General features: G+C 38.7%; 24 protein-coding genes. 10 read left to right on the top strand and 14 right to left on the bottom strand.

Annotated elements, in window-relative coordinates:
* The 6 genes from IMPJCBKJ_RS06050 to IMPJCBKJ_RS06025 all read right to left on the bottom strand — a co-directional run bounded on the left by IMPJCBKJ_RS06050 (position 1) and on the right by IMPJCBKJ_RS06025 (position 7,503).
* On the bottom strand, positions 1 to 561 hold the full coding sequence (locus IMPJCBKJ_RS06050) for an HD domain-containing protein (protein WP_166339321.1): 561 nt from the start codon (positions 559 to 561) through the stop codon (positions 1 to 3).
* A gap of 12 nt (positions 562 to 573) precedes the next feature.
* Positions 574 to 1,968, bottom strand: a complete 1,395-nt coding sequence (locus IMPJCBKJ_RS06045) for an FAD-dependent oxidoreductase (protein WP_166339319.1) — start codon at positions 1,966 to 1,968, stop codon at positions 574 to 576.
* The gene (gene phnX, locus IMPJCBKJ_RS06040; RefSeq protein ID WP_166339317.1) at positions 1,968 to 2,777 is read right to left on the bottom strand and encodes a phosphonoacetaldehyde hydrolase; all 810 of its coding nucleotides are present in this window, start codon (positions 2,775 to 2,777) and stop codon (positions 1,968 to 1,970) included. The genes IMPJCBKJ_RS06045 and phnX overlap by 1 nt, the downstream gene beginning before the upstream one ends.
* A gap of 20 nt (positions 2,778 to 2,797) precedes the next feature.
* Positions 2,798 to 4,102, bottom strand: a complete 1,305-nt coding sequence (locus IMPJCBKJ_RS06035; protein ID WP_166339315.1) for a DUF5690 family protein — start codon at positions 4,100 to 4,102, stop codon at positions 2,798 to 2,800.
* Positions 4,103 to 4,150: 48 nt separating this feature from the next.
* Positions 4,151 to 6,964: a TonB-dependent receptor gene (locus tag IMPJCBKJ_RS06030; protein ID WP_166339314.1), complete on the bottom strand. Its 2,814-nt coding sequence runs from the start codon at positions 6,962 to 6,964 to the stop codon at positions 4,151 to 4,153.
* Between the two features lie 140 nt (positions 6,965 to 7,104).
* A complete protein-coding gene (locus IMPJCBKJ_RS06025; protein WP_166339312.1) occupies positions 7,105 to 7,503 on the bottom strand; it encodes a biopolymer transporter ExbD in 399 nt (132 codons plus the stop codon).
* Positions 7,504 to 7,794: 291 nt separating this feature from the next.
* Between IMPJCBKJ_RS06025 and IMPJCBKJ_RS06020 the strand changes: the two genes are divergently transcribed.
* Positions 7,795 to 8,772 (top strand): catalase family peroxidase, encoded by a 978-nt coding sequence (locus IMPJCBKJ_RS06020; protein ID WP_166339310.1) that lies wholly within the window; start codon positions 7,795 to 7,797, stop codon positions 8,770 to 8,772.
* A 186-nt stretch (positions 8,773 to 8,958) separates the two neighbouring features.
* Entirely contained in the window at positions 8,959 to 9,408 is a 450-nt protein-coding gene (locus IMPJCBKJ_RS06015; RefSeq protein WP_138618230.1) for a GNAT family N-acetyltransferase, read from the top strand.
* Positions 9,409 to 9,643: 235 nt separating this feature from the next.
* Here IMPJCBKJ_RS06015 and IMPJCBKJ_RS06010 read toward each other — a convergent pair whose 3' ends face one another.
* Positions 9,644 to 10,108 carry an Lrp/AsnC family transcriptional regulator gene (locus tag IMPJCBKJ_RS06010; RefSeq protein WP_166339308.1) on the bottom strand — a complete coding sequence of 155 codons (465 nt, stop codon included), beginning with the start codon at positions 10,106 to 10,108 and terminating at the stop codon, positions 9,644 to 9,646.
* A gap of 1,131 nt (positions 10,109 to 11,239) precedes the next feature.
* On the opposite strand from IMPJCBKJ_RS06010, the gene IMPJCBKJ_RS06005 reads away from it, so the two are divergent.
* The 5 genes from IMPJCBKJ_RS06005 to IMPJCBKJ_RS05985 all read left to right on the top strand — a co-directional run bounded on the left by IMPJCBKJ_RS06005 (position 11,240) and on the right by IMPJCBKJ_RS05985 (position 14,845).
* Positions 11,240 to 12,280, top strand: a complete 1,041-nt coding sequence (locus IMPJCBKJ_RS06005; protein ID WP_166339306.1) for a zinc-dependent alcohol dehydrogenase family protein — start codon at positions 11,240 to 11,242, stop codon at positions 12,278 to 12,280.
* Between the two features lie 505 nt (positions 12,281 to 12,785).
* Positions 12,786 to 13,250 (top strand): nuclear transport factor 2 family protein, encoded by a 465-nt coding sequence (locus IMPJCBKJ_RS06000; RefSeq protein ID WP_166339304.1) that lies wholly within the window; start codon positions 12,786 to 12,788, stop codon positions 13,248 to 13,250.
* A gap of 244 nt (positions 13,251 to 13,494) precedes the next feature.
* Positions 13,495 to 13,902, top strand: a complete 408-nt coding sequence (locus tag IMPJCBKJ_RS05995) for a hypothetical protein (protein ID WP_166339302.1) — start codon at positions 13,495 to 13,497, stop codon at positions 13,900 to 13,902.
* An 83-nt stretch (positions 13,903 to 13,985) separates the two neighbouring features.
* The gene (locus IMPJCBKJ_RS05990) at positions 13,986 to 14,381 is read left to right on the top strand and encodes a hypothetical protein (protein WP_054554691.1); all 396 of its coding nucleotides are present in this window, start codon (positions 13,986 to 13,988) and stop codon (positions 14,379 to 14,381) included.
* A 218-nt stretch (positions 14,382 to 14,599) separates the two neighbouring features.
* Positions 14,600 to 14,845: a hypothetical protein gene (locus IMPJCBKJ_RS05985; protein WP_054554692.1), complete on the top strand. Its 246-nt coding sequence runs from the start codon at positions 14,600 to 14,602 to the stop codon at positions 14,843 to 14,845.
* Between the two features lie 1,084 nt (positions 14,846 to 15,929).
* Here the strand turns inward: IMPJCBKJ_RS05985 and IMPJCBKJ_RS05980 are convergent.
* Positions 15,930 to 16,649 carry an SDR family oxidoreductase gene (locus tag IMPJCBKJ_RS05980; protein ID WP_054554694.1) on the bottom strand — a complete coding sequence of 240 codons (720 nt, stop codon included), beginning with the start codon at positions 16,647 to 16,649 and terminating at the stop codon, positions 15,930 to 15,932.
* Positions 16,650 to 16,819: 170 nt separating this feature from the next.
* Between IMPJCBKJ_RS05980 and IMPJCBKJ_RS05975 the strand changes: the two genes are divergently transcribed.
* A complete protein-coding gene (locus tag IMPJCBKJ_RS05975; protein ID WP_054554695.1) occupies positions 16,820 to 17,740 on the top strand; it encodes a LysR family transcriptional regulator in 921 nt (306 codons plus the stop codon).
* 110 nt (positions 17,741 to 17,850) lie between these two features.
* Entirely contained in the window at positions 17,851 to 18,330 is a 480-nt protein-coding gene (locus tag IMPJCBKJ_RS05970; RefSeq protein WP_166339300.1) for a zinc-ribbon domain containing protein, read from the top strand.
* A 149-nt stretch (positions 18,331 to 18,479) separates the two neighbouring features.
* Here IMPJCBKJ_RS05970 and IMPJCBKJ_RS05965 read toward each other — a convergent pair whose 3' ends face one another.
* From IMPJCBKJ_RS05965 to IMPJCBKJ_RS05940, 6 genes are all read right to left on the bottom strand, one after another.
* Complete coding sequence (locus IMPJCBKJ_RS05965; protein WP_058584881.1) at positions 18,480 to 18,923, bottom strand: PA2169 family four-helix-bundle protein; 444 nt, start codon at positions 18,921 to 18,923, stop codon at positions 18,480 to 18,482.
* A gap of 187 nt (positions 18,924 to 19,110) precedes the next feature.
* Complete coding sequence (locus tag IMPJCBKJ_RS05960) at positions 19,111 to 20,049, bottom strand: LysR family transcriptional regulator (RefSeq protein ID WP_054554698.1); 939 nt, start codon at positions 20,047 to 20,049, stop codon at positions 19,111 to 19,113.
* Between the two features lie 16 nt (positions 20,050 to 20,065).
* Positions 20,066 to 21,790, bottom strand: a complete 1,725-nt coding sequence (gene aceK, locus IMPJCBKJ_RS05955) for a bifunctional isocitrate dehydrogenase kinase/phosphatase (protein WP_166339298.1) — start codon at positions 21,788 to 21,790, stop codon at positions 20,066 to 20,068.
* Positions 21,791 to 21,881: 91 nt separating this feature from the next.
* Complete coding sequence (locus tag IMPJCBKJ_RS05950; RefSeq protein WP_166339296.1) at positions 21,882 to 22,361, bottom strand: DUF4124 domain-containing protein; 480 nt, start codon at positions 22,359 to 22,361, stop codon at positions 21,882 to 21,884.
* 75 nt (positions 22,362 to 22,436) lie between these two features.
* Positions 22,437 to 23,930, bottom strand: coding sequence for a DUF3413 domain-containing protein (locus IMPJCBKJ_RS05945; RefSeq protein ID WP_166339294.1), 1,494 nt, complete (start codon positions 23,928 to 23,930; stop codon positions 22,437 to 22,439).
* 5 nt (positions 23,931 to 23,935) lie between these two features.
* On the bottom strand, positions 23,936 to 24,148 hold the full coding sequence (locus IMPJCBKJ_RS05940; RefSeq protein ID WP_036967930.1) for a DUF1414 domain-containing protein: 213 nt from the start codon (positions 24,146 to 24,148) through the stop codon (positions 23,936 to 23,938).
* Between the two features lie 63 nt (positions 24,149 to 24,211).
* Here IMPJCBKJ_RS05940 and yejK point away from each other — a divergent pair, with 63 nt between their 5' ends.
* The gene (gene yejK, locus IMPJCBKJ_RS05935; protein ID WP_138618248.1) at positions 24,212 to 25,228 is read left to right on the top strand and encodes a nucleoid-associated protein YejK; all 1,017 of its coding nucleotides are present in this window, start codon (positions 24,212 to 24,214) and stop codon (positions 25,226 to 25,228) included.
* The last annotated feature ends 20 nt before the right edge of the window (positions 25,229 to 25,248 follow it).

Here is a 25,248-nt window from a genome sequence, read left to right as displayed (position 1 = left end):
TTATGAAATTAAATAGTTATCTAAGTAATCTAGCCAAAAAGAAAGTGGTTCAATATGCATATTTGGATCTTTTGCACAGTCGTCAAGTTCTCTTAATTGTAAAATTTCTTCAAAAAATGGCTGGGCTGAAAATTGATTAGCTTGTTGTAACGACAAAGGGCCACCTTGTTGTTGCAAGGTGAGTGTACTGGCAGGCGAAAGTGTTTGCTCATAACCTGCATTCTTTGCGACTAAATAGCGTTTAGCTTGAACATGTTGAGAAACCATGGCAACGACAGCATCATTAAAGTTATTTTCTTTTAAAAAAATAGCGCCAAGCTCACAGTGATTTACATATCCTTGCTTGGTCATAGTGAGATTTTGCTGCTGTGCGATTAAATGTCCAATATCATGTAAAAATGCAGCAACGACAGTATCAGCGCTTAATTTTTGCTGCAATGCAAGCCCAGCGCACTGGGCTGCATGAGAATACTGAGTACAAATTTCGTCATAGTGTTGATAGCCAAACTGCTCAAATAAATAACGGATCTGTGTAATTGTTTGTTGGTGTGTAATGGTCATCTTAAAAAAGCTCTACGATTTCATATCAACTTTTCCTGCGCTGCCTATAAAGCTGGCAAGATACGCATCTATTGGATTTACATGGGTGTTATTGTCTTCTGCTCGTTCTTTACGACGAATTGCATTACGAATTAGGTAAGCGCCGACAGTTCGAAAGGGCTCAACTACAAAGTTGTCTAATGCTTGATTTACAAGGCCACAGTGTTGCCAAACAGGTGCATTTTTTAAAATTAAAGCACACAGAATATTTGCCCCTAAAAAAGACTGTACGACGCCATTACCAGAATAACCCCCGGCGTAGATAACGTTTGCTTGATTATTCAAATGTCCAAAAAACGGAAAGCCTGTGACACTTCGGTCAGAAGGGCCTGTCCAAGTTCGATCAATTTCAAAATTATGGTTAGGGAAAAAGTGTGATAAAGAGTTATTTAATAGCATTTGATAGCGACTCGGCTGCTCAAATTTATCACTCATTCTGTTTGCGAAGCTAAAATAATTTCCGCCTTTGCCAAGCATTAATCGACCATCAGTAGTGGTTCGGTAATAGTTTACAAAAATGCGGGAATCTATTATTGCAGCGCCATGATTGAGGCTTAAATGCTTTAGCGTTTCAGGCATCGGTTTAGTAATTGCCATATCGCTTGAAACCAGCACGATATTACGTTGAAACTGCGGCTTTAGGGTAGGGAGCCACGCATTAACGGCAAATACAAGATGATTAGCACAAATATTACCTTGGTTTGTTTCAACATTTAGAGGGGATTGTCCGCTATGTGCTGTGTACTGGCACTGTTCAATAATTTTAACGCCTAAACTTTCAGCGACCTGTTTTAAACCACGAACTAATTTTGCCGGCTGAATACTTCCACCATGAGGTGAATAATGACCGCTAATATTGGCGGCTGATCCTGTATTGATAAGAGCTTGAGTATCACAGTGTTGCCACGCATTAAGATTGTTATCCTCAAGCATTTTTATTGCGGGGGCTAACAAGTGCTTTTGTGCTTCATTTGAGGCGGTGTAATAACAGCCATCAATTCGACAATCGCAGTCGATACCATTCTGACGAACAAACTCTGCAATTTGATGAACCGCTGACTCAGACTCTTTGACTAAAAACAGTGCCTTTTCGAGACCGACTAACTTACTTAAACTGGGCAGCTTAGTTGACCAAGTTAACATTGCACCGCCATTTCGCCCTGATGCACCTTGCCCGCAATAGCCTTTTTCAATGATGGTAACTTTTAAATTAGCTTGTTGCTGCTTAAGTTTGATAGCGGTCCAAAGGCCTGTAAAACCACCACCTATGATACATACATCGCAATGGTGCTTTGTAGGTAATGAAAGAGGAAGCGCATTGGCTTCCTCTTGCATTGCGTTATCAAACCAAAAAGGTTGAAACTGCATTATGGGCGCTCCCCTCGGCTTAGTTTTGCATCAATTTCCATCAAAATAGTTTCAATATCGGCCAGCGAGTCAACTACGAAATGCGCACCTGCAGAGTACAAGCTTTGGTAAGCCTGGCGTGTCAGTTGTTGCTTCTGTTCAGCACTACAAGCTTGCCACTCTTGCTCTGTTAAGCCAACCGCATTACCGCTTAATGCGAGGCCAATTGTCCACATGCCGGCATTCAAACCTTCTTCGATGCCGGGGGCTGAATCATCAATTTTGATACAGTTAGCAACTTTTTTAATGCCTAAAGCATTTACATTTTCAAGAGCCATCCAAGGGCCAGGGCGAGAACCGGCTTTAAGGTCGTCACTTGCTATCCAATGATCCGGTTGATAGCCATAGTCTGCAGCGGCACTGACTAACACTTCCATAACTTGGCGAGGGTAGCCCGAACAACTGCCTACTTTGATGTTTTGCTGTTTCAAGCGATTGATCACTTCAAGCGCACCAGGAATAGGCATTGCTCTGTCTGCTACTTTTGCCTTTTGCAATGGCATGAAAGTTTGATAGATGTGATCAATATCTGAGTCTGACATTGCTCGGCCAAACTGTGAGTGCCAGCGTGAAGCAACTGACTCCAATTTTCCAAGTGTGGCAATGTGATCCCATTTTCCCATACCCATTGGAATACGCGCTTCAGCAAGTGAAATCTCAAAGTCATAAGCTTGTTTAAATGCTTCAACAAAAATGGTAGTGGGGGCAACTGAGCCATAATCCACGACAGTTCCAGCCCAATCTAAAATGATAGCTTCTATGTTTTTCATAAGATTCTCTTTTAATTGTTTCAGGTCACAACCTGTTTTGAGTGATGAGTTCGAATAGGGGATAAACGTACTGTGAAATAACACAGTGAACATGCAACTAAAGCGGCGGCAACAATGCCAACTAAGTAACAAGCGTTAATAAAGAAGTTAAGCCAACTGAGTTCAGGCATAGCAAATGTTCTGTACAGTAAAATACTGACAGAGCCAAGATAGCCTGCAGAATCAGCAAGATAAATTAAAAAACCAGCATTAGCGACAGAGCCAACGGCAGAAATCATTCGGTCAAATAGAAAACAGTTATACGGGATGTAACTGATATAGAGACCTGAGCCAAGTAAGACCATCCACGCTTTTGCGGATATCAAGTTAGCTTCAAAAGCAAAGGTACTCGACAATAACAAAGCGGCACCGAATAAAATAAAGCCGTGATTGACATAAAATGCGGTTTTGTTGTTTTTTACCAAAACCATCGCGCCTAATGCGATAAGGACAATAAATGACATTCTGATCCCCGCGTAGGCGAAAATGGCAGGTTCTTCACCATGGCCAAGAGCTTGCCAAATTTCAGCTGCAAAATTGTCACGGAAATCACGAAAACCAGTAAACAGCATGAAGCTTAAAATGAGGCTGCTAATACCAAACCAATACTGTTTAAAAAATTGCCAACGAGCTTTGCCATCCATAGGTAAGCGTTTTTGTCTTGCTTGTTCGTCCTCTGTTGTAGGTTCTGGAATGAGGGTTAAGCATTTAACACTAAACAATAGCAGCGGGAAAAATAGCGCACCTGTTGCTGCAGGCATCCAAAGTTCAGGTACATTTAGTGTATCAATAAGCCATTTGCCTACACTGCGAACAAGCCCTGATGCCAATATAAAAGTGACACTCAAAATAGCGCCTAGAATTTCACTGGTTTTTCTTCCTTCAAGAAAGCTAAAAACAAGTCCCCAAATCATGCCTAGTGAGAGGCCATTAAAAAATAGCCAAATAACATTTAACCCAATCGGAGTGATAGCAAATAACACCAGCGATATTTCTGCAGCGGCAATAAGGCCAATAATTGTTAAACCTCGTTGCTGATGCTGCATCTCTGAAATAACTTTTATGCCAATAAATTTAGCGCATAAATAGCCAAAAACTTGCGCCAAAATCAGTGCAATCTTAAAGCTTATCTGCCAACTCGGATCGTCGAATTCAGTGTAACTATTTGCAGTGAATGGCTTACGAAATGCGTACATAGAAAAGTAAGTGAGAAATGCAGCACTGGCTGCAAATAACACAAAACCGGTTCCTTGCGCACGTTTAAGCCAATTAGGGTGTGAAAACATTAGGTATCCTTTGCGGGGCAATGGCCCCGCATACAACTCAAAAACTGATTAGAACTGATAATTAATGCCAACCATGCCGCGTACACCGTAGTACTCTACTTGTAGAGGACGGCTTTCATCGCCTAGGTAGTATTTAAGAGGCTCGTTGGTTAAGTTATTCAGTTCGAGGTAGACTAATGCGTTTTTGTTAAGCTGATATGACGTGGTAAAGTCAACGCTTGTATTGTCGCCATAATAGCTATCAAATTGTTTGCTGCTGCCATGCTCTTCAATGTATTCACCTTTGAAGTTAACGGCTAATCGAGCTGCAAAATGCGTATTATCGTAATACACCGTAAAGTTGTAGAGACTATCTGCTTGGCGAGGAATGGAGACTTTGTCTGCGCGATCTGGAATTGTCATTTCTGAATCCATGAAGGTCGCATTAGCCATGATGCCAAAGTTATTTAGTTCAGGTGTAATAAACCCTAAATCACGATTGAACGCGACCTCGAGACCTGCAAGCCATGCGCTATCGCCATTTTCAGGGCGAATAATATTAACCCCAGTGTTATTGCCGAACTCTCCTATAGAGCTACTTTGAAAAATAGGATCGGTAATATCTTTATAAAATACCCCCAGAGAAACTAACCCTAAGCGGTCAAAGAAGTATTCAGCCATTAAGTCGACATTATTTGAATAAGTCGGCTCTAAATTTGGGTTACCAGAAGTTAATTCGTTGTCTGCTTCTAAGTAAGTTGCGCCTGGCGTTAATGAGCCAAAGTCAGGACGAGCAAAAGAGCGAGTTAATGCAAGTCGATAATTGGTTTGACTGTTAGGGTGATAGGTTAAATGCAATGCAGGTAACACAGACAAGTAGTCATTGTTTGCTTTAACGCTTTCGACTTTATCTTCATCTGCAAGGTAAATATAACCGTCAACCTCGGTGTCTGTTTGAGTTAAACGAAGACCTGTTAGCATTTCCCAATTAGCATTAATGGTATATGTTGCCATACCATATAAAGATGTATGTTGTTCATTAACATCAAAGTTTCTGCCAAGTGCTCCACCATTTTCGATTAAAGCAGATTCACTCTTATCAAGGACAAACTTGTCTTTATTGTTATTCCAAAAATTCGCTAAGTCATCAGTACTAGCAACTTGCGAAAACTGACTTTGATAATCGTAAGAAAGCTCGCTTAAATAGTCACTTCGCCCAGGTTGGTCGGCTAATGCAAAATCACTCAGAGTAGGGGCTGCGCCATAGTTTTCAGTATCCCATGCATAAAATTCATCACTGAACCTAGCAACGCGTTCTTTATCGCGGTATTTTGCACCTACTTTAACAATAAGATCATTATTGAGTTGCCACTCAAAGTCTAAAGCGGCAACAATTTTATCTTTTTCATTCACCTTAATTTTATAAAGTTCGACCCACGATAAGCCCATTTGGCTTGGATCAAACGAAAAACCACTTGGTAGATGAGTACTGATTTGATCCCATGGATCTGAACCACCATCAATCGTGTTATAAGCGTAGTTTTTGCCTGTATCTCTGTCTTCAAGGCCTTCGTAACCGACATTTTTTTGGTCAAATCGAACTACAAAATAACTGTTATCTTCACTGTTAGGCGTGTTGCCATACCTAAATTCGTTTTCATAGCTAGATAAAGACCAATTTAATGTTTTGTCGTAGCCAAAAAAATGCTCACCAGCAAACTCAAAGCCCGTCATTTCTGTTATGAGCTCATTTCTAATATGTTGTAGCTCTGCTCTGTCTTTATCAAAACGCATACGATGCTTATAATGCGTTTCATCGTCGATTAGTGTGCCGTACATTGCACTAGCACTAACATTGCCTTGTTCTAGCTGGTATTCAACAGAACCATTTAAACCGTAAGTTTCACGAGTTCCGGTGTAATCTCTTAGCTCTAAACGATAAATTCCTAAACCATCATTTCCTCGACGTGGTTCAAAGTTATCTGTTGCCCAGTCGCGTTGCCACGCTGTTGCGTTAATTAAAAAACCTAACTTGTCATCTAAGATGCGATCGCCATAAAGTAAGTTGGCAGAGTAGTTATTGCCATCAGCTAGTTCGTTTTGACCGAGTGCTAAATTGGCATTAAATACAAAATCATCGGGTGCTTTTTTGGTTATAAAGTTAACGTTACCACCAATAGCATCTCCCTCCATCTCTGGCGTTAATGCTTTTGATACCTCTACAAATTCAATAAGCTCACTCGGGAAAAAGTCAAACGCAGTGGCGCGGCTGGTGGTTTCTTCTTCTGCAGTTGGTAATCGGTTGCCATTGATAGTTGCAGAGCTCCACTGGGCAGGTAAGCCGCGAACAGCAACAAATCGGCCTTCGCCTTGGTCGCGTTCTATAGAAACACCAGGGATGCGTTGAACTGCTTCAGCTGCGTTACGGTCTGGCAACTTACCGATGCCATCAGCCGAAATAACATTTTTAATATTTTTAGCATTCTTTTGGCTATTGGCCGCAGCCATTTCACCACGTTGAATTTGACCAACAGCAACGACTTCTTCAATGGTGTTAGCTGAATTATCCATCACAATAGGATTCAGTAATTTAACCTCATTGTTGCTTATCTCAACATCAACAATCTGGCTGCTATAACCCATATACGAAACTTCAAGTTGGTAGTGGCCTGCATCTAATTTAGCAAGCTCAAACTTACCATCATAATCAGTCACCGTTGATTGATTTGTGCCAACGACTTTAACCAAAGCACCTGGCAAGCGATTACTATGATCTGTGATAGAGCCTTGAATTTTTGCATCAGTGGCAAAAGCGCTATGCGCTGATAAAAATGGGTAGCTGCACAAAAAAGCAGCTGTGCTGAGTGTACGTCGTTTAATCATCTGTTGAGCCTCTTATTTTTAAATTCAATCTGGACTAGACCAGATTTGTTGCAGACAATAATAGAGAGGCTTTTTTACAAAGATGTGACGGTTTTTTATTTTTAATATTAAAAAAGGGTCAAATGACCCTTTGAGATAAGTTATAAAGACGTGCTGATAGCAATTGGTACATCTTGATATTGTTTTATTTTATCAAGCAAGGTGACCAAGGTTTTATGGCTGCTTTGCTCACTTGCTGTTACTTGCACATTGGTCATTTCAAACTGTGCGGCAAATAACGCAAGGTTAGCGATTATCTGCTCTGGTGTGACAAGCCTATTTGCAAAATAAATACTGTCGTTTTCAGTGATAGTAAATTGTGCTTGTTTTTTAGGGCTTTCAAGACTTGGTTTTGCTAAAGGGCGGTTCACTTCAATAGCTCGCTCTTTAACAAATGAGGTTGTGACGATAAAAAATATCAGCAAGATAAACACAATATCGAGCATAGGGGTCATATCTGCATCAGCGTTTGCAGTGGTTTTTTTATGTTGTTTCACCATAATTAGGTCCTTGTTGTTTTTGACCAAGCCACAAAATTTACGATTAAGTGGACTAGCCATAGTCGTGATTAATACCACGGATTATTTTTAAAATGCTGGGCGCCACAGCAGTTTTTCGGATCCTAAATTTAAAGTTAGCAGCTTTTAAAAAAATGGTAGTTAAATAAATATTCTAAGTTTATTAAATGTTTGTAGCGTTTTTGTTGGTAAAAAATATTTATTAGCTTTGATGAAATCATTTTGAAGTTTATCTGGTCATTTTTGTCGGAACTAAGTTTAAAGGATGGATAAATGAAAAAAATTACGTCTTTAGTTTGTGCAATGTGTCTTGTTTTACCGACAGCAAGTTTTGCTGAGCAATCAGTAAACGGGCAAGATTTTATTAATTTATTTGAAAAGCTTTCAGGTAAGCAACCCGGAATCAGAAAAGGTCACGCCAAAGGGGTGTGCGCTGTCGGCACATTTACACCTAATCAAGCTGCAAAGCAGTATTCAATCAGCCCTTTATTTAATGCGCCATCAAAAGCAAATATTCGCTTTTCTATGGGCGGTGGTAACCCTCATGCTGATGAAACATCACGCTCGCCGCGAGGAGTGGGGGTGCAGTTTGTACTAGAAAATGGTGATGTACACAATATTGCAGGGCTAACTACGCCGGTATTTGCAGGCAACAGCCCAGAAGCGTTTTTTGGCTTGCTAAGTACCTTAGTACCTGACGAAAAAACAGGGCAAATTGATTTTGCAAAAGTAAAAGCATACAGAGAGCAGAACCCGAGTACTTTAGGACAATTTAATTGGCTACAAAGCCATAACCCGCCAGCATCGTATGTGTTTTCGCGTTATTTTGGTGTGCATACCTTTTACATGGTTGATGAAAAAGGCGCTAAGCATGCCTTTAGATGGACCATGGTGCCAGAAGAGCCAGAACTGGTGCTAACAGAAGAGCAAATGAAAACCTTCCCTAAATCATTTCTGGCTAAGCGACTTGAAGAGGATTTAACGAAAGGAAAGGTTCATTATCGTTTTCAAGCACAATTAGCCGAGCCCGGTGATGCATTAAATGACCCTTCAGTTCGTTGGCCTGCTGATCGCAAAACAATTAATTTAGGAAAGCTCACCATAGAATCGACAGGTGAATCAGGTTGCGACCTCACTAATTATGACCCAAACCTGTTATCTAAAGGCTTTATGCCAAGTGATGACAAAGTACTTAAATTACGCTCAACAGCTTATGCAATTTCATTTGCGAAGCGTTTAACGGGTCAATAAATAAAACTAAATCGCTTGGCGGTGCTCCCGATTATTTGATTACCAAATAAACTTGGTGGTTTAACGACCAAGCGATTTTAGTGTAAAAGTTGTCGTATATAGTTAAAGTCATATTTTTCAATTATGTATTGTTTTTATTCACTTTACCCATATCTATACATTTACTGAAAAAATAAAGGGAATTTTATGAATGTAACTTTGCGTGATGTTACGAAGGATAATTGGCTAGATGTAATTCACTTAGAAATAACTAAAGAGCAAGAGGATTACGTAGCGTTAAATTCAGAGTCTATCGCTGAATCAAGCTTTTATTCCCATTATGTTAATCGAGCAATATATCGTGAAGATGAGGTTGTCGGTTTTATTCAATATTACCAAGAGCTTGAAGAAGGGCTACCTGATGAGTTTTACATTGCTCAGTTTATGGTTGATGTAAAATATCAAGGCCAAGGTATAGGTAAAATCGCAACAGAATTAGTAATTAACGAGATGAAAGAAATTCCAGAATGTAAAAAAATAACCATACTCTACATGCCTGGCCACCATATGATGCGCAAATTTTATTCTCAGTTTGGTTTTGTGGTCACCGAAGAGGACGATGAAGACGGTGTTGTAATGGAACTTGATGTTAAATAGCTGGAACGCTCTTTTTGGGGAGCTTAATTATCATCAACCTAAATTATACCTTGTCAGGTTTTATTGGTGGGCTTTGATAAAATCTGACAGTCTTATATACGCGACAAGCAGGCTGTTGGATGAACTCGTTTTTGGACAAAAACGTGTTAGAGAGAAATACGGCTTTGTGCCATCAACTGACCTTCAGTTGCCAAAAAATTTAATTGTGGTAACAGGCAATAAACCAAAACAACTCTTAGCCAATAGGAAGTCTAGAAGATGCTTTGAGTTCTCGTAGTGATAAATTTGAGCGAATAGCTGTAACGCCAGGTAATTTACGCAAAGTGTTATCGATGAATTGGCTATAATCATCTAAGTTTTTTGCGACAACCTGTAATAAAAAATCAGCGTCACCTGTTGTATTGTGGCAAGAAAGTACCTGATCGCAATTTTTGATAACACCTTCAAAAATAGCGGTTGTCTTACTATCGTGTTCTATGAAAGTTAATTGTACAAAAGCTAGTACACCAAAGCCGAGTTTACGTCTGTCTAAATTGGCTTGGTAACTTTCGATATAACCTTCCTCCTCTAAACGCCTTAATCTACGCCAACAGGGGGACTCACTCATCGCTAACTTGCTGGCTAACTTTGCATTCGTCAGGCGTCCATCTCTCTGCATATAATTTAAAATATCAGTATCTATCTTAGTTAGCGTGCTCATTGTTATATTCTTTCAATTTTTAACGATTAAAGAAAAGAATATTTCTTTAATTGGCAACTTTCAAGTCAAACATAACAAGAAGCAATGCGAAAGACTATTATTAGATTTTGGGAGAAGAAGAACTACAATATTAATGACTAACTCGTAATTTCTGGAGATGGAATGAAGCTGCTGCTTGCTCTATTTGCGCTCATGACAGTTTTGAACTGCCATGCCAGTGCAATTAATAACGACATCCCCAAACTCAATGTTGTTACTGAGGATTGGCCGCCATATAACTAACTAGATAAAAATGAAGAAATTGTAGGTATTGCTACAAAGAGAGTTAAAAGTATTCTTAGGGAAGCCGACATTCATTACGAAATCACACTACAGCCTTGGGCTAGAGCCTATGATACAGCAGCTAAAGAAAAAAATACGCTCATTTATTCAATCATTCGAAATGAAAAAAGGGAGTCTCTTTTTCACTGGTTTTGCCCATTATCTCCGGTTGAGAACTTTTATTTTTTCGCCTTCGCAGATAAGCCCATTGACATCAAAAGCTTAACTGATTTAAAAAAATATACTATTGCAGTGTCTCGTGATGAGTTTGAATACAATTATCTGAAGAGCATAGGGCTTAGAGAAGCGGTAAACCTTTACGTAACACCCAATGACGGCATTAGTTTCAATCAATTGCTTAACAAAAGGTCGACCTAATGGTTGAAACAATCAATAGCATTGAAAACAGATTAAGAAGCTTGGGCCTCCCCAGTAATTTGTTGATTCCAGTATTTAAGCTAGAGCCAGAAGCAGGTATCAAACAGTGTTTTGCAATTTCGAAGGGCACTAACTCTGAAATTATTAAACGGATAACAGAAGCTTTTGAAAAGTCTCTTATAGAAAAGAACTGACTTAAACCAGTCGTAATTATTTCTCAAATAAAGGGATATCAAAACTCACCAATAGCAGTAAAAACAGGTTTCCAACATTTGCAATGCTATGACTGTCATAATCCTTCGCTCCTCTCCCTTTAAAAGACAGATAATTTCTTTAAGTGATGAATTTCAAGCTGATTTAGCAAGGTAATTCCAGTCGTAATTAGTAACATATTGATGAGTTGATAATACTTATTTGAATGGTGGTTAGGTTATGAAAGCTGTTGTTTATGAAAAGTTTGGTCAAATACCAAAGGTTATGAATGTTAAGGAGCCAGACTTGTCGGATGATGGCGTAATTGTCAGTGTGCGAGCTACTGGAGTATGCCGCAGTGATTGGCATGGCTGGAAAGGACACGACGCAGATATCGAGTTGCCCCATGTACCAGGGCATGAATTTGCTGGCGTGATAGAAGCCGTAGGCAAAAATGTTCGTCATTATAAGGTGGGTGAACGCGTTACGGTGCCGTTTGTAAATGGCTGTGGTAGTTGCTCTGATTGTCATTCTGGCAACCAACAAGTTTGTTCAACCCAAACGCAACCAGGATTTACACATTGGGGCTCTTTTGCCGAATATGTAGCGATTAATAATGCCGACACGAATCTAGTTCATTTACCTAGTGATATGGATTTCGCTACAGCAGCAAGCCTTGGCTGTCGCTTTGTAACGTCATTTAGAGCGGTGGTCGATCAAGGTAAAGTGAAAGCTGGGCAGTGGGTTGCTGTTCATGGCTGTGGGGGCATTGGACTGTCTGCTATCATGATAGCCAGTGCTGTTGGTGCACATGTAATTGCTGTTGATATTGCTGAAGATAAACTCGAGCTTGCTCGCTCTTTAGGAGCCGTTGCCGTAATCAACGCCAGCAAGGTTGCCGATGTAGCTGAAGCGATTATGTCACTTACCCAAGGCGGTGCACATGTTTCACTAGATGCACTTGGGCACAGTGTGACTTGTGTCAATTCAATTAAATGCCTACGCAGTTTAGGTAAACACGTCCAAGTAGGGTTACTTCTGGGGGATCAAGCTGCTCCTAATATCCCGATGGGCAAAGTCATAGCACAAGAGCTAGAAATCATTGGCAGTCATGGTATGCAAGCTTTCCGCTACCAAGACATGCTGGCTATGATGCTTTCAGGAAAGTTAGCACCTGAAAAACTAATTGGTCAGAGCATTAATCTTGAGCAATCGATAGATGCCTTAACCACAATGGATACATCAACAGTTCCTGGTGTAACTATTGTTACTGACTTTTAAGCACTGCATAGCCATCAATATTGTTTTCGATTTAGCGAAAGTAATATTGATGGCTAACTGTATAATTAGTTGAGAATCGAGCAATGTGACTGTCAGCTTTTCGCTCAAAGCCACCTTTAGAGTAATACGTTAACTCATTGTGGGGCAGTAACGAGTCAAGCTTGATTTACGCTATTGAAACTCTCAGAATTTCGGGAAAGAGCGAACAATAAACGATGGCAAAACAACATGAATTACTCGTTAGTTAATTTGATGCTTAAAATCAATGCTTTATCTTGCTTCTATATTAAGGCTAAAAGTATTTTAGCGTGAAAATATAATTGTTAATCTAGTCAAATTTATGTGTAATGGATACATTATAAGCGCTGAGCATTACAGGGAGCTGTAGTATAAACAACACCCACTTAACTAACCGAGCATGTAGCAACTCAGCTCAACAAACTATTATGCAACGCAAACAACGTGTCGTATAAATACCATAATGTTAGGCATACAAGGAAAGTTCGTGAAAAAATCTATATTAGTGTTAATTTGTTTTCTCTTTTCTTTTACCAGTAATGCAAATGACCAATTCACTTCAGAGCAATTAATTGAGAAAGCTAAAGCATTTGTAGCGGCAATAAATGCACGTCAACAGCCAAACACAACCACTCAAGAAATAGACTACTTTATTTCGTTACTAGCTGATGATTTCATTGATGAACACGTCAAATTTAAATTTGTTTATTCAGATAAATCAAAACTCCGTAAGGATTTGATAAGTAAGCTAAATGATGAAGTTATCTATAGTTCAATAGAAATAAATGAGATTATGGTTGGCGCTGACGTAGTTTTTGTAAAAATGACTGAATCAGGTAAAGTTAAGCCTGCTCATTTAGACAAAACTATCGAGTACAATAAAACCAATATTGTTTCACTTGAATTTAACCAATTAGGTTTAATCAAACATATCCGGCGTCATCACGGGTAATTGGAAACTAGCAAAGTGAAAAAGAATTAGGGCGTCTAAATGTTGGCTAGATGTTCGTCCCTCAGTGATTTTAGCTAACATTATTACATTTCTATGATGTAGTTATGTCTTAAGTGATTAGTATAGAAATCTCTAAAATATGTTTCTTATATAGCTTTCAATGAGTATTACAGCACTGTGTATAGGCTAACGGAGCAAGGTTTGGCTAAAGTCAAAACATAAAAATTTATTTAAAGGTATTAAAGTGAACATCAAATATATGTTATTGCTCGTTATAGTTTTCTTTAGCTTAGGCTGTACTACTTCAGGTCAGCTTAATTATGTTGATACTGAAGGTAATGAAAAGCTTGCTTGTGACGTAGAGTTTATTGGTATGCCAAGTGTCGATAAATTTGCTGTTGAATATGCTTTAAGCCTTTGTGCTAAAAGTATTGTCAAAAAAGGCGGAGCGATAAAAGAAGAATATCTTTTATCAATTGATACAGCTATTCCCTTAGCTCCGTGTGAAAAGGCTTGGACACACGAACTAGCTAAGCAGCAATATAAGTCTAACAATTTAACGAAGAAAGAGTATGGGTATATAGTTGCAAATATAGATCTAGGTTTAGCTACAGTAAATAAGTGCACATCATTGTTACTCGAAAGGACGTGAAATGGTTAGCATGAACTCCTTCGTTGCTCATATAAGCCTTTTAATTTAGACCCGGTTATTAGTTCGTTGTATTGGTGAGAATCGTGCATATTGCTATAAGTTTTAAAAGTACAAAGTTTGACGTTTCAAAAGAGCGAACAAATCCAATTAATCCGATTTTTGGTGAATCACTTTTAAAGTGGTTTAAATCTGAAATTGAACCTGACTTTGACGTTACTGAACCAGATGCAGAGGATTGGGGTTGGTATAGCTATATTGATTGGAAGGGACGTCAATACATGCTTGGTGCATCTACTTATTTTGAAGAAGGGAATGATCCAAAGTCAGAACTCGAGTGGGTTTTACAAATAGATAAAAGCCGTACTTTCATTGAGAAGCTCTTTGGAAAAGCAAAAATATCTCAGACTGATGAATGTGTATTGTATTTAAAATCGAAACTAGAGTCAGAGCCTAAAATTAGCTCAGTAAGTTTTGAGTAATCGCACATAACAACCGTTGCAGTAAGATATTTTTAACGGTTGGCGTCATGTTTTCACGGAGTAGTGGTGAATTAAGGAAACTGGGATGGCGCAATTTTTAAAGCTTGCCATTGGTAGGCTTTGGAGTGAGTGTTATAACTCTGGTGATGGGTCGCTCAGCTTCACATATAAGCCAAACATCAAGCAGTCGCTGAATAGAGTATTATGAAGAAATTGTTATGGATTATATTGTTCTTTTAGGCTTTGGAATTGGCGGATTGTATATTTACTTTGCTCCAACAAAGAAGTTGTTAAAAATTGATTTTGGTTTAGCCAAAATATATTACAGGAGAGCCAAGGACAAAGGTGTTGGTTTAAATACAGCACGCGCGTATTACAACAAGCTAGGTGAAGCTTTTGTTTTTGTGTCGATAACGGGGATTTTAATAAAGCTATTCTTTGTTTTATTATCGTCAGTAACATAACAAGCTACCTAAAGAGGTAGTAAAAACTTTGCCTACGCTCCTTTATTGAGTATTTTAGCGAAGCATTTTTTGCCCCATTTAGGTGAGAATTATAAATCATGGAAGGTTTTGTGAAATTAAAAAGTTTTGACGTTTTCTTAATAATTCTTTCTTCTAACGTCTTGGCTTGAATCTCGATGGAGAGTTTAAGTTTTTATTAAAGTAAGCTTATAGCTATATGTAATCTAAAGAAATTTATGTTGGTATCCCCAACAAATTGTATGATAAATAGTGTTTACCAAATTCTTGCAATGGCGTTTTACTTTCAGGAGATACAGTGAGATTTCTAGTACTTTTACTTTCATTAACTCCCTTGTTTAGCCTTGCTTGTTCGATTGAAAATACGAGTGGGTTATCAGCTTTTAAAACTCAAAGTATTTACCGTGAGATATAGCATATAGAAGTTTACTACCCTTTGGATTACGGCGACGCTCAAGCTTTTCGAGCTGAAATTTCGTTTGAAAGCAATTTTGATCAACCTGTATTAACTGTTCCCACATTTGTTAATGAACCATTAGATCTAGAACACAGTCCAGAATTGAGACCTTATAGAGTTTCAACTTTCCAGCTTGCTACTAATATGCTAGATAAAGCTTCTATAGCCATTTATTATAAGTTTCCGAAAAGAGATGATGGTTTAATAACATTTTGTATGGGACCAAGAGTGATATACATAATAAGTGACTTACCTGAAAAGTCTCTATAACAAACACATTAATAAATGAATGTTTATAGGCTAGCTTATGTTTACAGAACGTTAACTTTAGCCAGTCATAGAGCATAAAGTGTTTTATAATTTTGATGGCATTAAATGATCTAACAGTAATTTTTCTCACCTTGAGCGAGATTATTTTTCTGATTAGGGCTAGTTATAGGTTTTCGAACACTTACCGATTTTACTTTTAGTTTAGTTGATTGATTCGTTTAAAATGAAAATTACGCAATGATGAACACCCCATCAACTTGAGCCCTTGTCGATGGGATGTTTAGTTTTATTACTCAATGAGTGAATTGGCGTACATTAAACTTTTAGGTTATTGCTAGATTAAGGTTGTTGACGGGTAGGAGCAATCTGTAATTCACGAACACACACATGTTGTGGTTGCTCTTGAATAAATAGCGCAGCACGAGCGATATCATCAGCAATTAGTACTCCACCCATAGCTTTTTTCCATTCGTTGTAACCTGCTTTAATATCGTCAGATGTTGTGTGGCCAAGCAATTCTGTCTCAACGGCACCAGGGCAAATACTTGTTACGCGTACCCCAAAGTCGGCCACTTCTTCTCGAACATTTTCTGTAATTGCTGATACGGCGAACTTTGAGCCGCAATAAGCTGCATGATTAGCAAATGTCTTTTTACCAGCTATTGAACTAACGTTAATTATGGTGCCACTATTACGTTTTTTCATAGCAGGTAAAACAGCTTGCATACCATTTAGTAATGCTAAAACATTAACATCGAACATTTTTTGCCATTCAGTAGACTCTTGTGTATCTATTTGGCCTAATAACATGACACCTGCATTATTAATTAAGCACTCAACAGGGCCGTATTGTGCCTCAGCTTTTTCTATAGAATTAGAAAACGCTTCTTTATCAGTAACATCTACCTGTTCACAGATGCAATTTTGAAGATTCAAAGCCTTTAATTTTTCAACTCGTCTTGCAACAAGTAAGAGTGGGTAACCGGCTTCGCTAAAGTGCTTAGCAATAGCTTCACCAATGCCTGAACTTGCTCCAGTAATCACTACTAACTTTTTCATTTATTACTCCTCTAGGTGAATTTAAGTTTTAACTATCTATTTCTAATGATGTTTTTCTGAAGCTTATTTTATTTATTAAAGATTTGATGATATATAGTCATTAATTCACAATACTGTTTACAGATTTGAGCGAATCTATGTGGTTAAGTTGATTTTAATGGGTATAAAACATGAAAAAAGACATCAATTATGCTGATATCAATAGCTTTCTTATTTTGGTCGAAGAGGGAAGCTTTACAAAAGCAGCCAATAAATTAATGTGCTCTCGCTCACAAATTTCTAAACAACTATCTCAATTAGAGGCTGGTCTAGGTGTCAGTTTGTTAGTTAGAACGACGCGTACGCAACATTTAACACCATCTGGTGAGCTTTTTTACGATAAATGTAAAAAAGCTTTTGAGCGCATTGAACATGCTATAGATATAACATCAGATACTGCGTCACATACATCAGGTGAAATTAGAATAAATTGTGTCGGGGGGTACATTGGTGAAAATGTTATTGGCCCAATGGTTACTGATTTTATGCAGAAGTACCCACAAATTAATGTTGTGTTAGATTTTAGTAGTCGAAGAGTCGACTTAGTAGCAGGCGAATTTGATTTTGTATTCAGAATGGGAGACTTAACAGATTCATCATTAATCGCAAGAAAGTTAACTGAGCTTACAATAGGCATTTATGCGAGCCCAGAGTACATTAAAAAGCATGGAGAACCATTAAACCCAAAAGATTTAATTAATCACAAGTGTATAGCAGGTTCATTGAATACATGGACTCTATTAAGTGAGCATACAAATGAGAAGCAAGAGGTCATCGTCCAAGGTGATCTTGAGTGCAAAAATGGCAAAGTAATGGTGTATTCTGCATTGCGTGGTAATGGCATAATTCGAGTTCCAGAAGTTTACTGTAATTCGGAGTTAAATGACGGCACCTTGATCCCTGTTTTTAAGCATTGGCACCCTAAGGCAACGCCATTCTATTTGGTCTTTTTACGAGATAAACATCAACCAATGAGAATAAAAGTATTTAAAGAGTTTGTTTATAAAAACTTTATGCATTATCTAAATGGTGGCTCTGGCTCAAATTGCTAGCTCAGCTATTTTTAAGTGACATAGTTTACTGAATTTAGCAAAAGGGCTAATTGACAAGAAACTTTGGGCAACAAGACTGGTAGCTGTCAAGAATAAGGAAAGAGTTGTTTATGTCACTTTATGTAAATCATCCCCGTTATGGGTGTAAGCCGATTCGATCTGGATACCAATACTCTGTAACAGAAATAAATAATTCTTATTGGCGATATAAACACGTTAAGTTTCTCGTTGGGACAGCTATACCTGCTAATACAGAGAAACAGAATTATGGGGTTTATCCGAGGGAGAAATACATTGATATAGAAGAGTTGTGTGAGGTATGTAATAGACCTTTTATTTTCTTTGCCTTGGAGCAAAAGTATTGGTTTGAGGTACTCAGATTTTATATTGATGCGCACTGCACAAAGTGTATTGATTGCCGTAAAGGTGAACAAAAAATAAACAGGTTACAAAAGTCTTATTGTGATTTAGTTACAAATAAAAACAGGACTTCAAAACAAAATGAAACATTAAAAAAATTGTTTGTAGAGTTAACTAGGCTCGGAATAATCAAACATAAAAATAACCCTAGTTTTCGAGATAAACTTTAACAATCAATTACGGAAACATTGCTACCTGGTAGATTAGACTTACGCTTAATATGGCAATTATAGGGATTTAGTTACAGAGTCTAGGGGTGATATTTAACTATTCTAACAATATAAAAGCCCAGCTTAACTGGGCTTTGCACTCTCACAATTTAATGCTTTTTCATTTTACTCATTTCAGCATGACAACTTTGAATTGTCAGCAGAGTTTTAGATAGCGCGGCTTCACAATCATGTGGTTGTGGCTTTTTAAGCGCGTGTTTTATCTCTGCTAGTGTTTTATCTTCAACTTCTTCAAGCTCGCTAACATAGGTGGCGTTTTTGTCGGCACCAAGTTTGGTGATTACTGATGTATAGGCTTTACGCGCTTCTACAGCAAAGTCAGAGCCGTTTTCGCGCTCTCCATTTTCGTTAATAGCATAAGGTTGTAAGCGTTCAACACTTACTTTACGCGCATCTATCATGCGTTGAAATAAGGCAATAATGCTTGGGTCGGTTACTTTTTCCTGAGCTTTTTCATAAAAATCGATACCGCTATTCATAACTTGGATGATATCTGCAATATGATGAACGTCTTGTCCTTGATGAGTATTCATAATGACCTCTTTTTGAATATTAAAAACAATGCAATTAGATACTTGCAAAGCATATTCCAGTTCATTACTTAAATATAAAGTTATTGTATTTCAGATGGTTATTGGTTTTTTAAGAGAAGGGGGACTGCTGATAAGTTAAGCTAACACTTTGCTTATCAGCAATAATTACAATCTGGTTGGTAAAATCTTACTTAAGCTCATCGGCTACTTCTGCAACCTTTTGGCGTAACCAAATATGGCTTGCATCACGGTGTAATAACGGGCTCCAAATCATATCGAGCTCAAACGGCGGAATAGGGAATGGCGGCTCAAGAATTTTCAGGCCCGGATCGTCTAAATAAATATTTGCGGCTTTTGATGGTAATGTAGCAACCAAGTTTTGTTCTTTCGCTAAGTGGATGGCAACGTGGTAGTTACGGGTAAAGGTGGCAATATTACGGTGTTTACCAAAGTGAGCGAGCGCTTCATCAACCCAACCTAGTTTTTGCACATCTTTAGGGTCCATACCAACACCGACACCAAAGCCTGTTTTACTTACCCAAATATGGCGGGCTTTTAAATAGCTGTCGAGGCTGAAGTCTTTGATAATTGGGTTATCTGCTTTTACTAAGCAACAAAAGCTGTCTTTCCATATTTGTTTGTAGTGAAACGATTGCGGTAAGTTTTCAAAGCGGTTGATAGCCATATCTACCTTACCGTTTTCAACATCGTGGAAGGTAACATCACTTGGGGTCAAAATATCGAGTGTGGTATCAGGCGCTTCTTCGTGTAATTTACTTAATAAGCGAGGAGCAAGGGTACTTGCTGCGTAGTCACTGGCCATGATACGAAAAACACGTTTACTTTGTGATGCTTCAAATTCGCGATTTGGTGCAAGTGTTTCTTCAAGGGTCATTAAAATGCCGCGGATCACGGGCTGTAGCTCTTTTGCGCGCTCTGTGGGTACCATACCTTCGCTGGTACGTACTAAAATAGGGTCGTTGAATAAATTACGGAGTCTTTTTAGGCCATTACTCATGGCAGGTTGCGTAATGCTTAGCTGGTTAGCAGCTTTAGTTACATTACACTCCCTTAGTAAAGTATCTAGGTAAACAAGTAAGTTTAAATCTATTTTACTTATATTCATTGTGTGTCCTTGGTGTTTACCAATAATGGATAAAACGTTGTGCAGCAGGGTATGGATAAATGTGGCTAACTACACCTTGCTTATAATTGTATTGTGCTTGTCGCCAATAGGCTGGATCTTCAAGCTCTGGGTGTGTACTCAATAAATATTGCTTATACACCGGGTTTGCTGTCACAAAGGTACATAATTGCTCTGGAAACACATCTTGCGGTGCTACAGAGTAGCTTTGCTCATTGGTTAAGTAATCATCGTACGACTTTGCTTTTGGTAAGGCGCGAAAGTTCATGTCTGTTAGGTACTGAACTTCATCATAGTCGTAAAAAATAATGCGATTATGTTTACTCACCCCAAAGTTTTTCAACAGCATGTCGCCAGGGAAAATATTTACGGCAATCATTTCTTTTAAAGCTTGGCCGTATTCTTCTATTGCTTCAAACGCTTGTTGTTCACTGGCATTGTCAAGATACAGATTTAACGGTGTCATCCGTCTTTCAATATACAAATGCTTGATGATTAGCCATTCGCCTTCAATAATCATCGAAGAGCCAATCGTTTTATGTAACTCTGCAAGTAATTTACTATCAAATCGAGCTAGTGGAAATACGACGTTCGAATACTCTATGGTATCGGCCATGCGGCCAACACGGTCATGGCTTTTTACTAATTGATAGCGTTTTAGTACGGTATCGCGGCCAAAGGGTTTGCTTTCACCAAAGGTGTCTTTAATGACTTTAAACACATAACCAAACGAAGGCAGGGTAAATACCATCATTACCATCCCGGGTGTACCAGGGGCAATTACAAGCTGATCGTTTGAATGATCTAAATGACTTAAAAACTCTCGGTAAAACTCGGTCTTACCTTGTTTATGAAAACCTATGGCGTTGTATAGCTCTGCCAGGGTTTTGTTTGGCATAAGTTGATTTAAAAAGCGTACTAACGCTGATGGCGCATGGGTTTCAACCATAAAATAAGCACGGGCAAAACCAAAGATAACCCGCATTTGCGATGATTTGGTAAGTAGGGCATCAAGGTATAGCCCTTTGTCTTCATGGTGTAACACCGCAATAATAAATGGCTGTACGCCACTTTCTGATACCACGCGGCCAACAATATAAGCCGCTTTGTTTCGGTAAAACGGGGCTTGCAGTATATCAAAGCGCATTTGCCATGCTTGGTGATGTGTATCGGGCGCTTGTTTATAAAAGGCTTTTACCAGCAAGCGAATATCGCGTTCTAAATCAACAAAGGGCGCTTTAAAATCAAACTGATTAATAATTTTGCGTATCGTGGGTCTTAAGCCATCAACAACAGGGTGATAACTGCGGTATTCAACTTCCATTGGTAGTGCGGGGGCATCCGCAAGCGTCGCTTTTACAAAGATAAAGTCATTATTAAAATAACGACGATGAAATAAACGACAAAAAACTGAGTTGTAAAAAGTTTCGGCGAGTTCTGCCTGAGGGTGAAAGCACAAAAATTGCTGATAAAGCTGTTTGGTTTCGAGCCAGCAGGTTTGATCTAAGGTAATAATTTGCTGTTCGTTGAGCGACTTGAGTTTAGCAATGGTTTCGTTAACCCGATCATCATAATGGCTAATTCTGAGTTTGCTTATCTCATTTATTTTTTGCCAATCTCGATGTGCAAACGCGAGTGGTGCTTTGGCTGTAATTGCTTGAAAGAGTTTATAATGATTGCGAAACCCAGATAAAATTAACTCTGCAATGTGTTGTGGCTGCATATAAACTCCTTACTTATACCAACATAGAGCAATAACTCTATTGGTGTTAAGAATATGTTATTTATTCTTCAAACCCAATAGTAAAGTGTATTTAATTATAGCGAGCGAGTTTTTTCTCTAGATTTGCGAGTTTTTTATTAACGCTTTTTACGTCGCGCCCGTATTGCTTGTTAATTGCTTTTAGCTGCTTTTTAATGTCTTTATTAATTTGTTTAGCTTCTTTATCAGACAAAATTCGGTTTAAGCGCTGTTCTTGCTGGTACTGAGCTCGGTCTCGATCACGGCTTAAAATATCTAAACGGTGTTTATAGCTGCGAATTTCAGCTTCGAGGTTTCTGATAATTTGCTGGCGCTCAAGCTCGTTGAGCTCTTTAACAAAGTTTTGCGGTGCTTGTAAGTCTGGATCGGTTACTTGAATTTTATGCTTGGTTGCGCGGCTACCACAGGGGAACTCACTAAATACAGTGCCTCTGTCTGTGACACATTTATAGTATTCTGTGGTTGCAGCAAGTGAGGTATTAGTAAAACAAAGTAGAGTAAGTGATATTAGATAAATGATTATGGCTTTCATGACGTCCGTGTCTCCTAATCAAATAAGGTGTCTAATATCTAAAGCTAGCTCGAAATATTGATTTATCAATAAGCGCTAGGGCGTATATCGTTTCAGCTTTTTAATGCTTTGAACTAAGAACGGAATATCGAGCCCTTGTTCAATGGCAAAGCCTTGTGCTGCCGAAATGTTTTTAAAATTACCGTCTGAATCAATCAGGGTAATTCTGTCTTTCTTGAATGCGATAAATACATTTTGCGAGTAATTAACACCCGTGTCGTCATGGCGCTTGTATAAGTTACTGCCCAACATGCTTTGTTTTGCGAGTGTTTTACAACCAAGGTAATGCCCCACGCTGGTGGCGATAATATCACTTGGTTGAATAAGGCCTTCGGTTTGTACAACTTTTTTATCTGAGCTGTATAAACGAGAGGCTGTAACAATACCATTGCTCTGCTGTGCAAGACTAAAGGCAAACACGGCATTAGCAGATTCACGTGCTTGTGTTGTAGCGTCTGCACGTACAAGGCGAACCGCTGGGTTTTGGTCGTCGTTATTAATAAATTCGAATTGCTCAAAACCATTAATTTGAATTGAGCGATTATCAGCAAGCCACGCAGGCAGTTGCTGTTTGTCTAGAATAGGGGCTTTGTAAAATGCTGGCAGGCCATACACTAAACTAAATAACGTATCTTCGGTTTCTACAGGTTGTAAGAACAAGTCTGTTTTACGTAATGCTGGCTCAGTGGCAACAAATTGCTCAAGGTCAGCATTATTTTCAAATACTAAAATATCGATAGTCGCACTCGACTCAGCTTTACACTCGGCAAGTGGAGTAGGTGCTAAGTAATCGATATTATGTGGGTCAAGCCTCACATCGTGCGCTTCTTTGTAGCTTTCTAAATCAAGCAAATCGTTTTTAGCTAATAAGCTTTTTGCTGTTGTAGGGTAAGACAACGGCAATACATTATCTTGTTTAGTGATATCAAATTTTAAATTGGCATCTGCCCAAATATGAATACTGTGGCTAAGTGCAAAGCACACTAAAATAGTGCTGGTTGCATAGCGCGGGAACTTATATTGCTTTAAACGCGCTAGGTGGTGCCACGTATAGTTACTGACTAATAACTGGAACGCTAAAATTAGCAGCACAATGCCGCCCGCAAGAATCGTTGTTAATGCCGGTGAGTTTGTTAAGCGGTGCCACAACAAAGAAACGATTTCAGGTAGCGCAGACGTGTTTAAGTGATAACCCAAGTTAAAATAAACATAGGCATCAAGCGTTAAGAATGACGCGCCGAGGGTTGCAATAATGGCTGCCATCCCTCGGATATGCCGAGGGTATGGAAACACTAAACTTAATGGAAATATCGTTAAAACAAAGGCAATAAAAGTAATAAAGCTGGTGTGGCTTAACCAGGTCACGAGCATGTATAAATAGCCCATGAAGGTTGTCGGTGCACTGTCTGCAACTAAGTAGCTTAAGCTAATAAATAGCACTAAACCTATATTTGCAAAGGTGAACCAATGGCCCCAACTTAAAAGCTGACTTACTTTTGAAGAAAACTGACTTTGTTGCGATAAATTCATAAATCTTATTTAACCGACTGCGCTAATGCTTTGGCAAAGTTGTCGGCAACAGCTTGTCTTTTCTCTGATGGTACATGCTCTTTTAAAATATGCGTGATAGAATTTCCTAAACACATAAGGCTTAAATCAACAGGCGCTTTGTGCTCTGTTAGTACATCAATCAGCTGATCAACGATTTGTTCTACTTGCTCATTAGAATATTTTGATATGATAGGCATCAGTTGGTTCGATAAAAAGAGTTATATTCCCGTATTTTAACACCAGAGGCGTGAAAAACAAAGATGACAATAGATGTTAAAAAATTAGTCGTTCATTATGTAGACAAAAAAGATGACGATACAGATATTCATTTACGCAATGATGAGATGGTTGTTAACGATAAAGTAGCCGTTTTTATAGAGCAGCTACACCATGCATATAATGGTAAGCCTGGTAAAGGCTACTGTGCATTCAGCGGCGAGAAAAACAGTATTGTTGCTTCGGCAATGCAAAGTTACCGTAACGACGAACTTGGCTTTTGGCACATGACAGAGCAAGCAACGAATGTGCTAAAAGAAGAGTTAAATAAGTATGCCTTTAACGAAACGGGTTATTTAGTTTTTTGCCATTATCAATATGTTGCAAGTGACTTCTTGTTAATTGCGATGATCAATATTAAAGAGCATTACTCAATTACTTCTGAGCTTGATTTAGCTTCATCTCGTCACTTAGATATTTCGCGTATGCAACTAGCTGCACGTGTCGATTTAACTGCGTGGGATACGCAACCAGAAGATAATCGCTATGTGTCGTTTATTAAAGGTCGTGCAGGTCGTAAAGTAGCTGATTTCTTTTTAGACTTTTTAGGCTGCGAAGAGGGCATTGATCCTAAACAGCAAAGCCAAGTTATGCTTAGTGCTGTAGAAGATTATTTATCTGAGCAACAATACGACAAGTCAGAAAAAGATGAGCTACGTAAGCAAGTTTTTGATTACTGTAATGATTGCGTAACCACAGGTGAAGATGCCAGCGTTAAAGAGCTTTCTGCAACCTTATCGAAAAATGACGACAGTCCATTTGAAAGCTTCTGCCAGGAGCAAAGTTATGACTTAGAAGAGTCGTTCCCTGTTGATAAGAAAACAGTCACTAGCATGGTGAAGTTCTCTGGCATGGGCGGCGGTGTTAGCGTGAGCTTTGAACGTAAGCATTTAGGTGAGCGCGTAATGTATAACGAAGCAACCGATACACTGGTGATTAAAGGTATTCCACCTAATCTTAAAGACCAGCTTCAGCGCTTTATGGAGCAAGACGAAAGTTAATTTGGCTCAAGCTTAAAGCT

It is taken from the genome of Pseudoalteromonas sp. MB47, from assembly GCF_011319765.1.
Lineage (GTDB): Bacteria > Pseudomonadota > Gammaproteobacteria > Enterobacterales > Alteromonadaceae > Pseudoalteromonas > Pseudoalteromonas simplex.
This window is presented reverse-complemented; position numbering and strand designations above follow the sequence as displayed.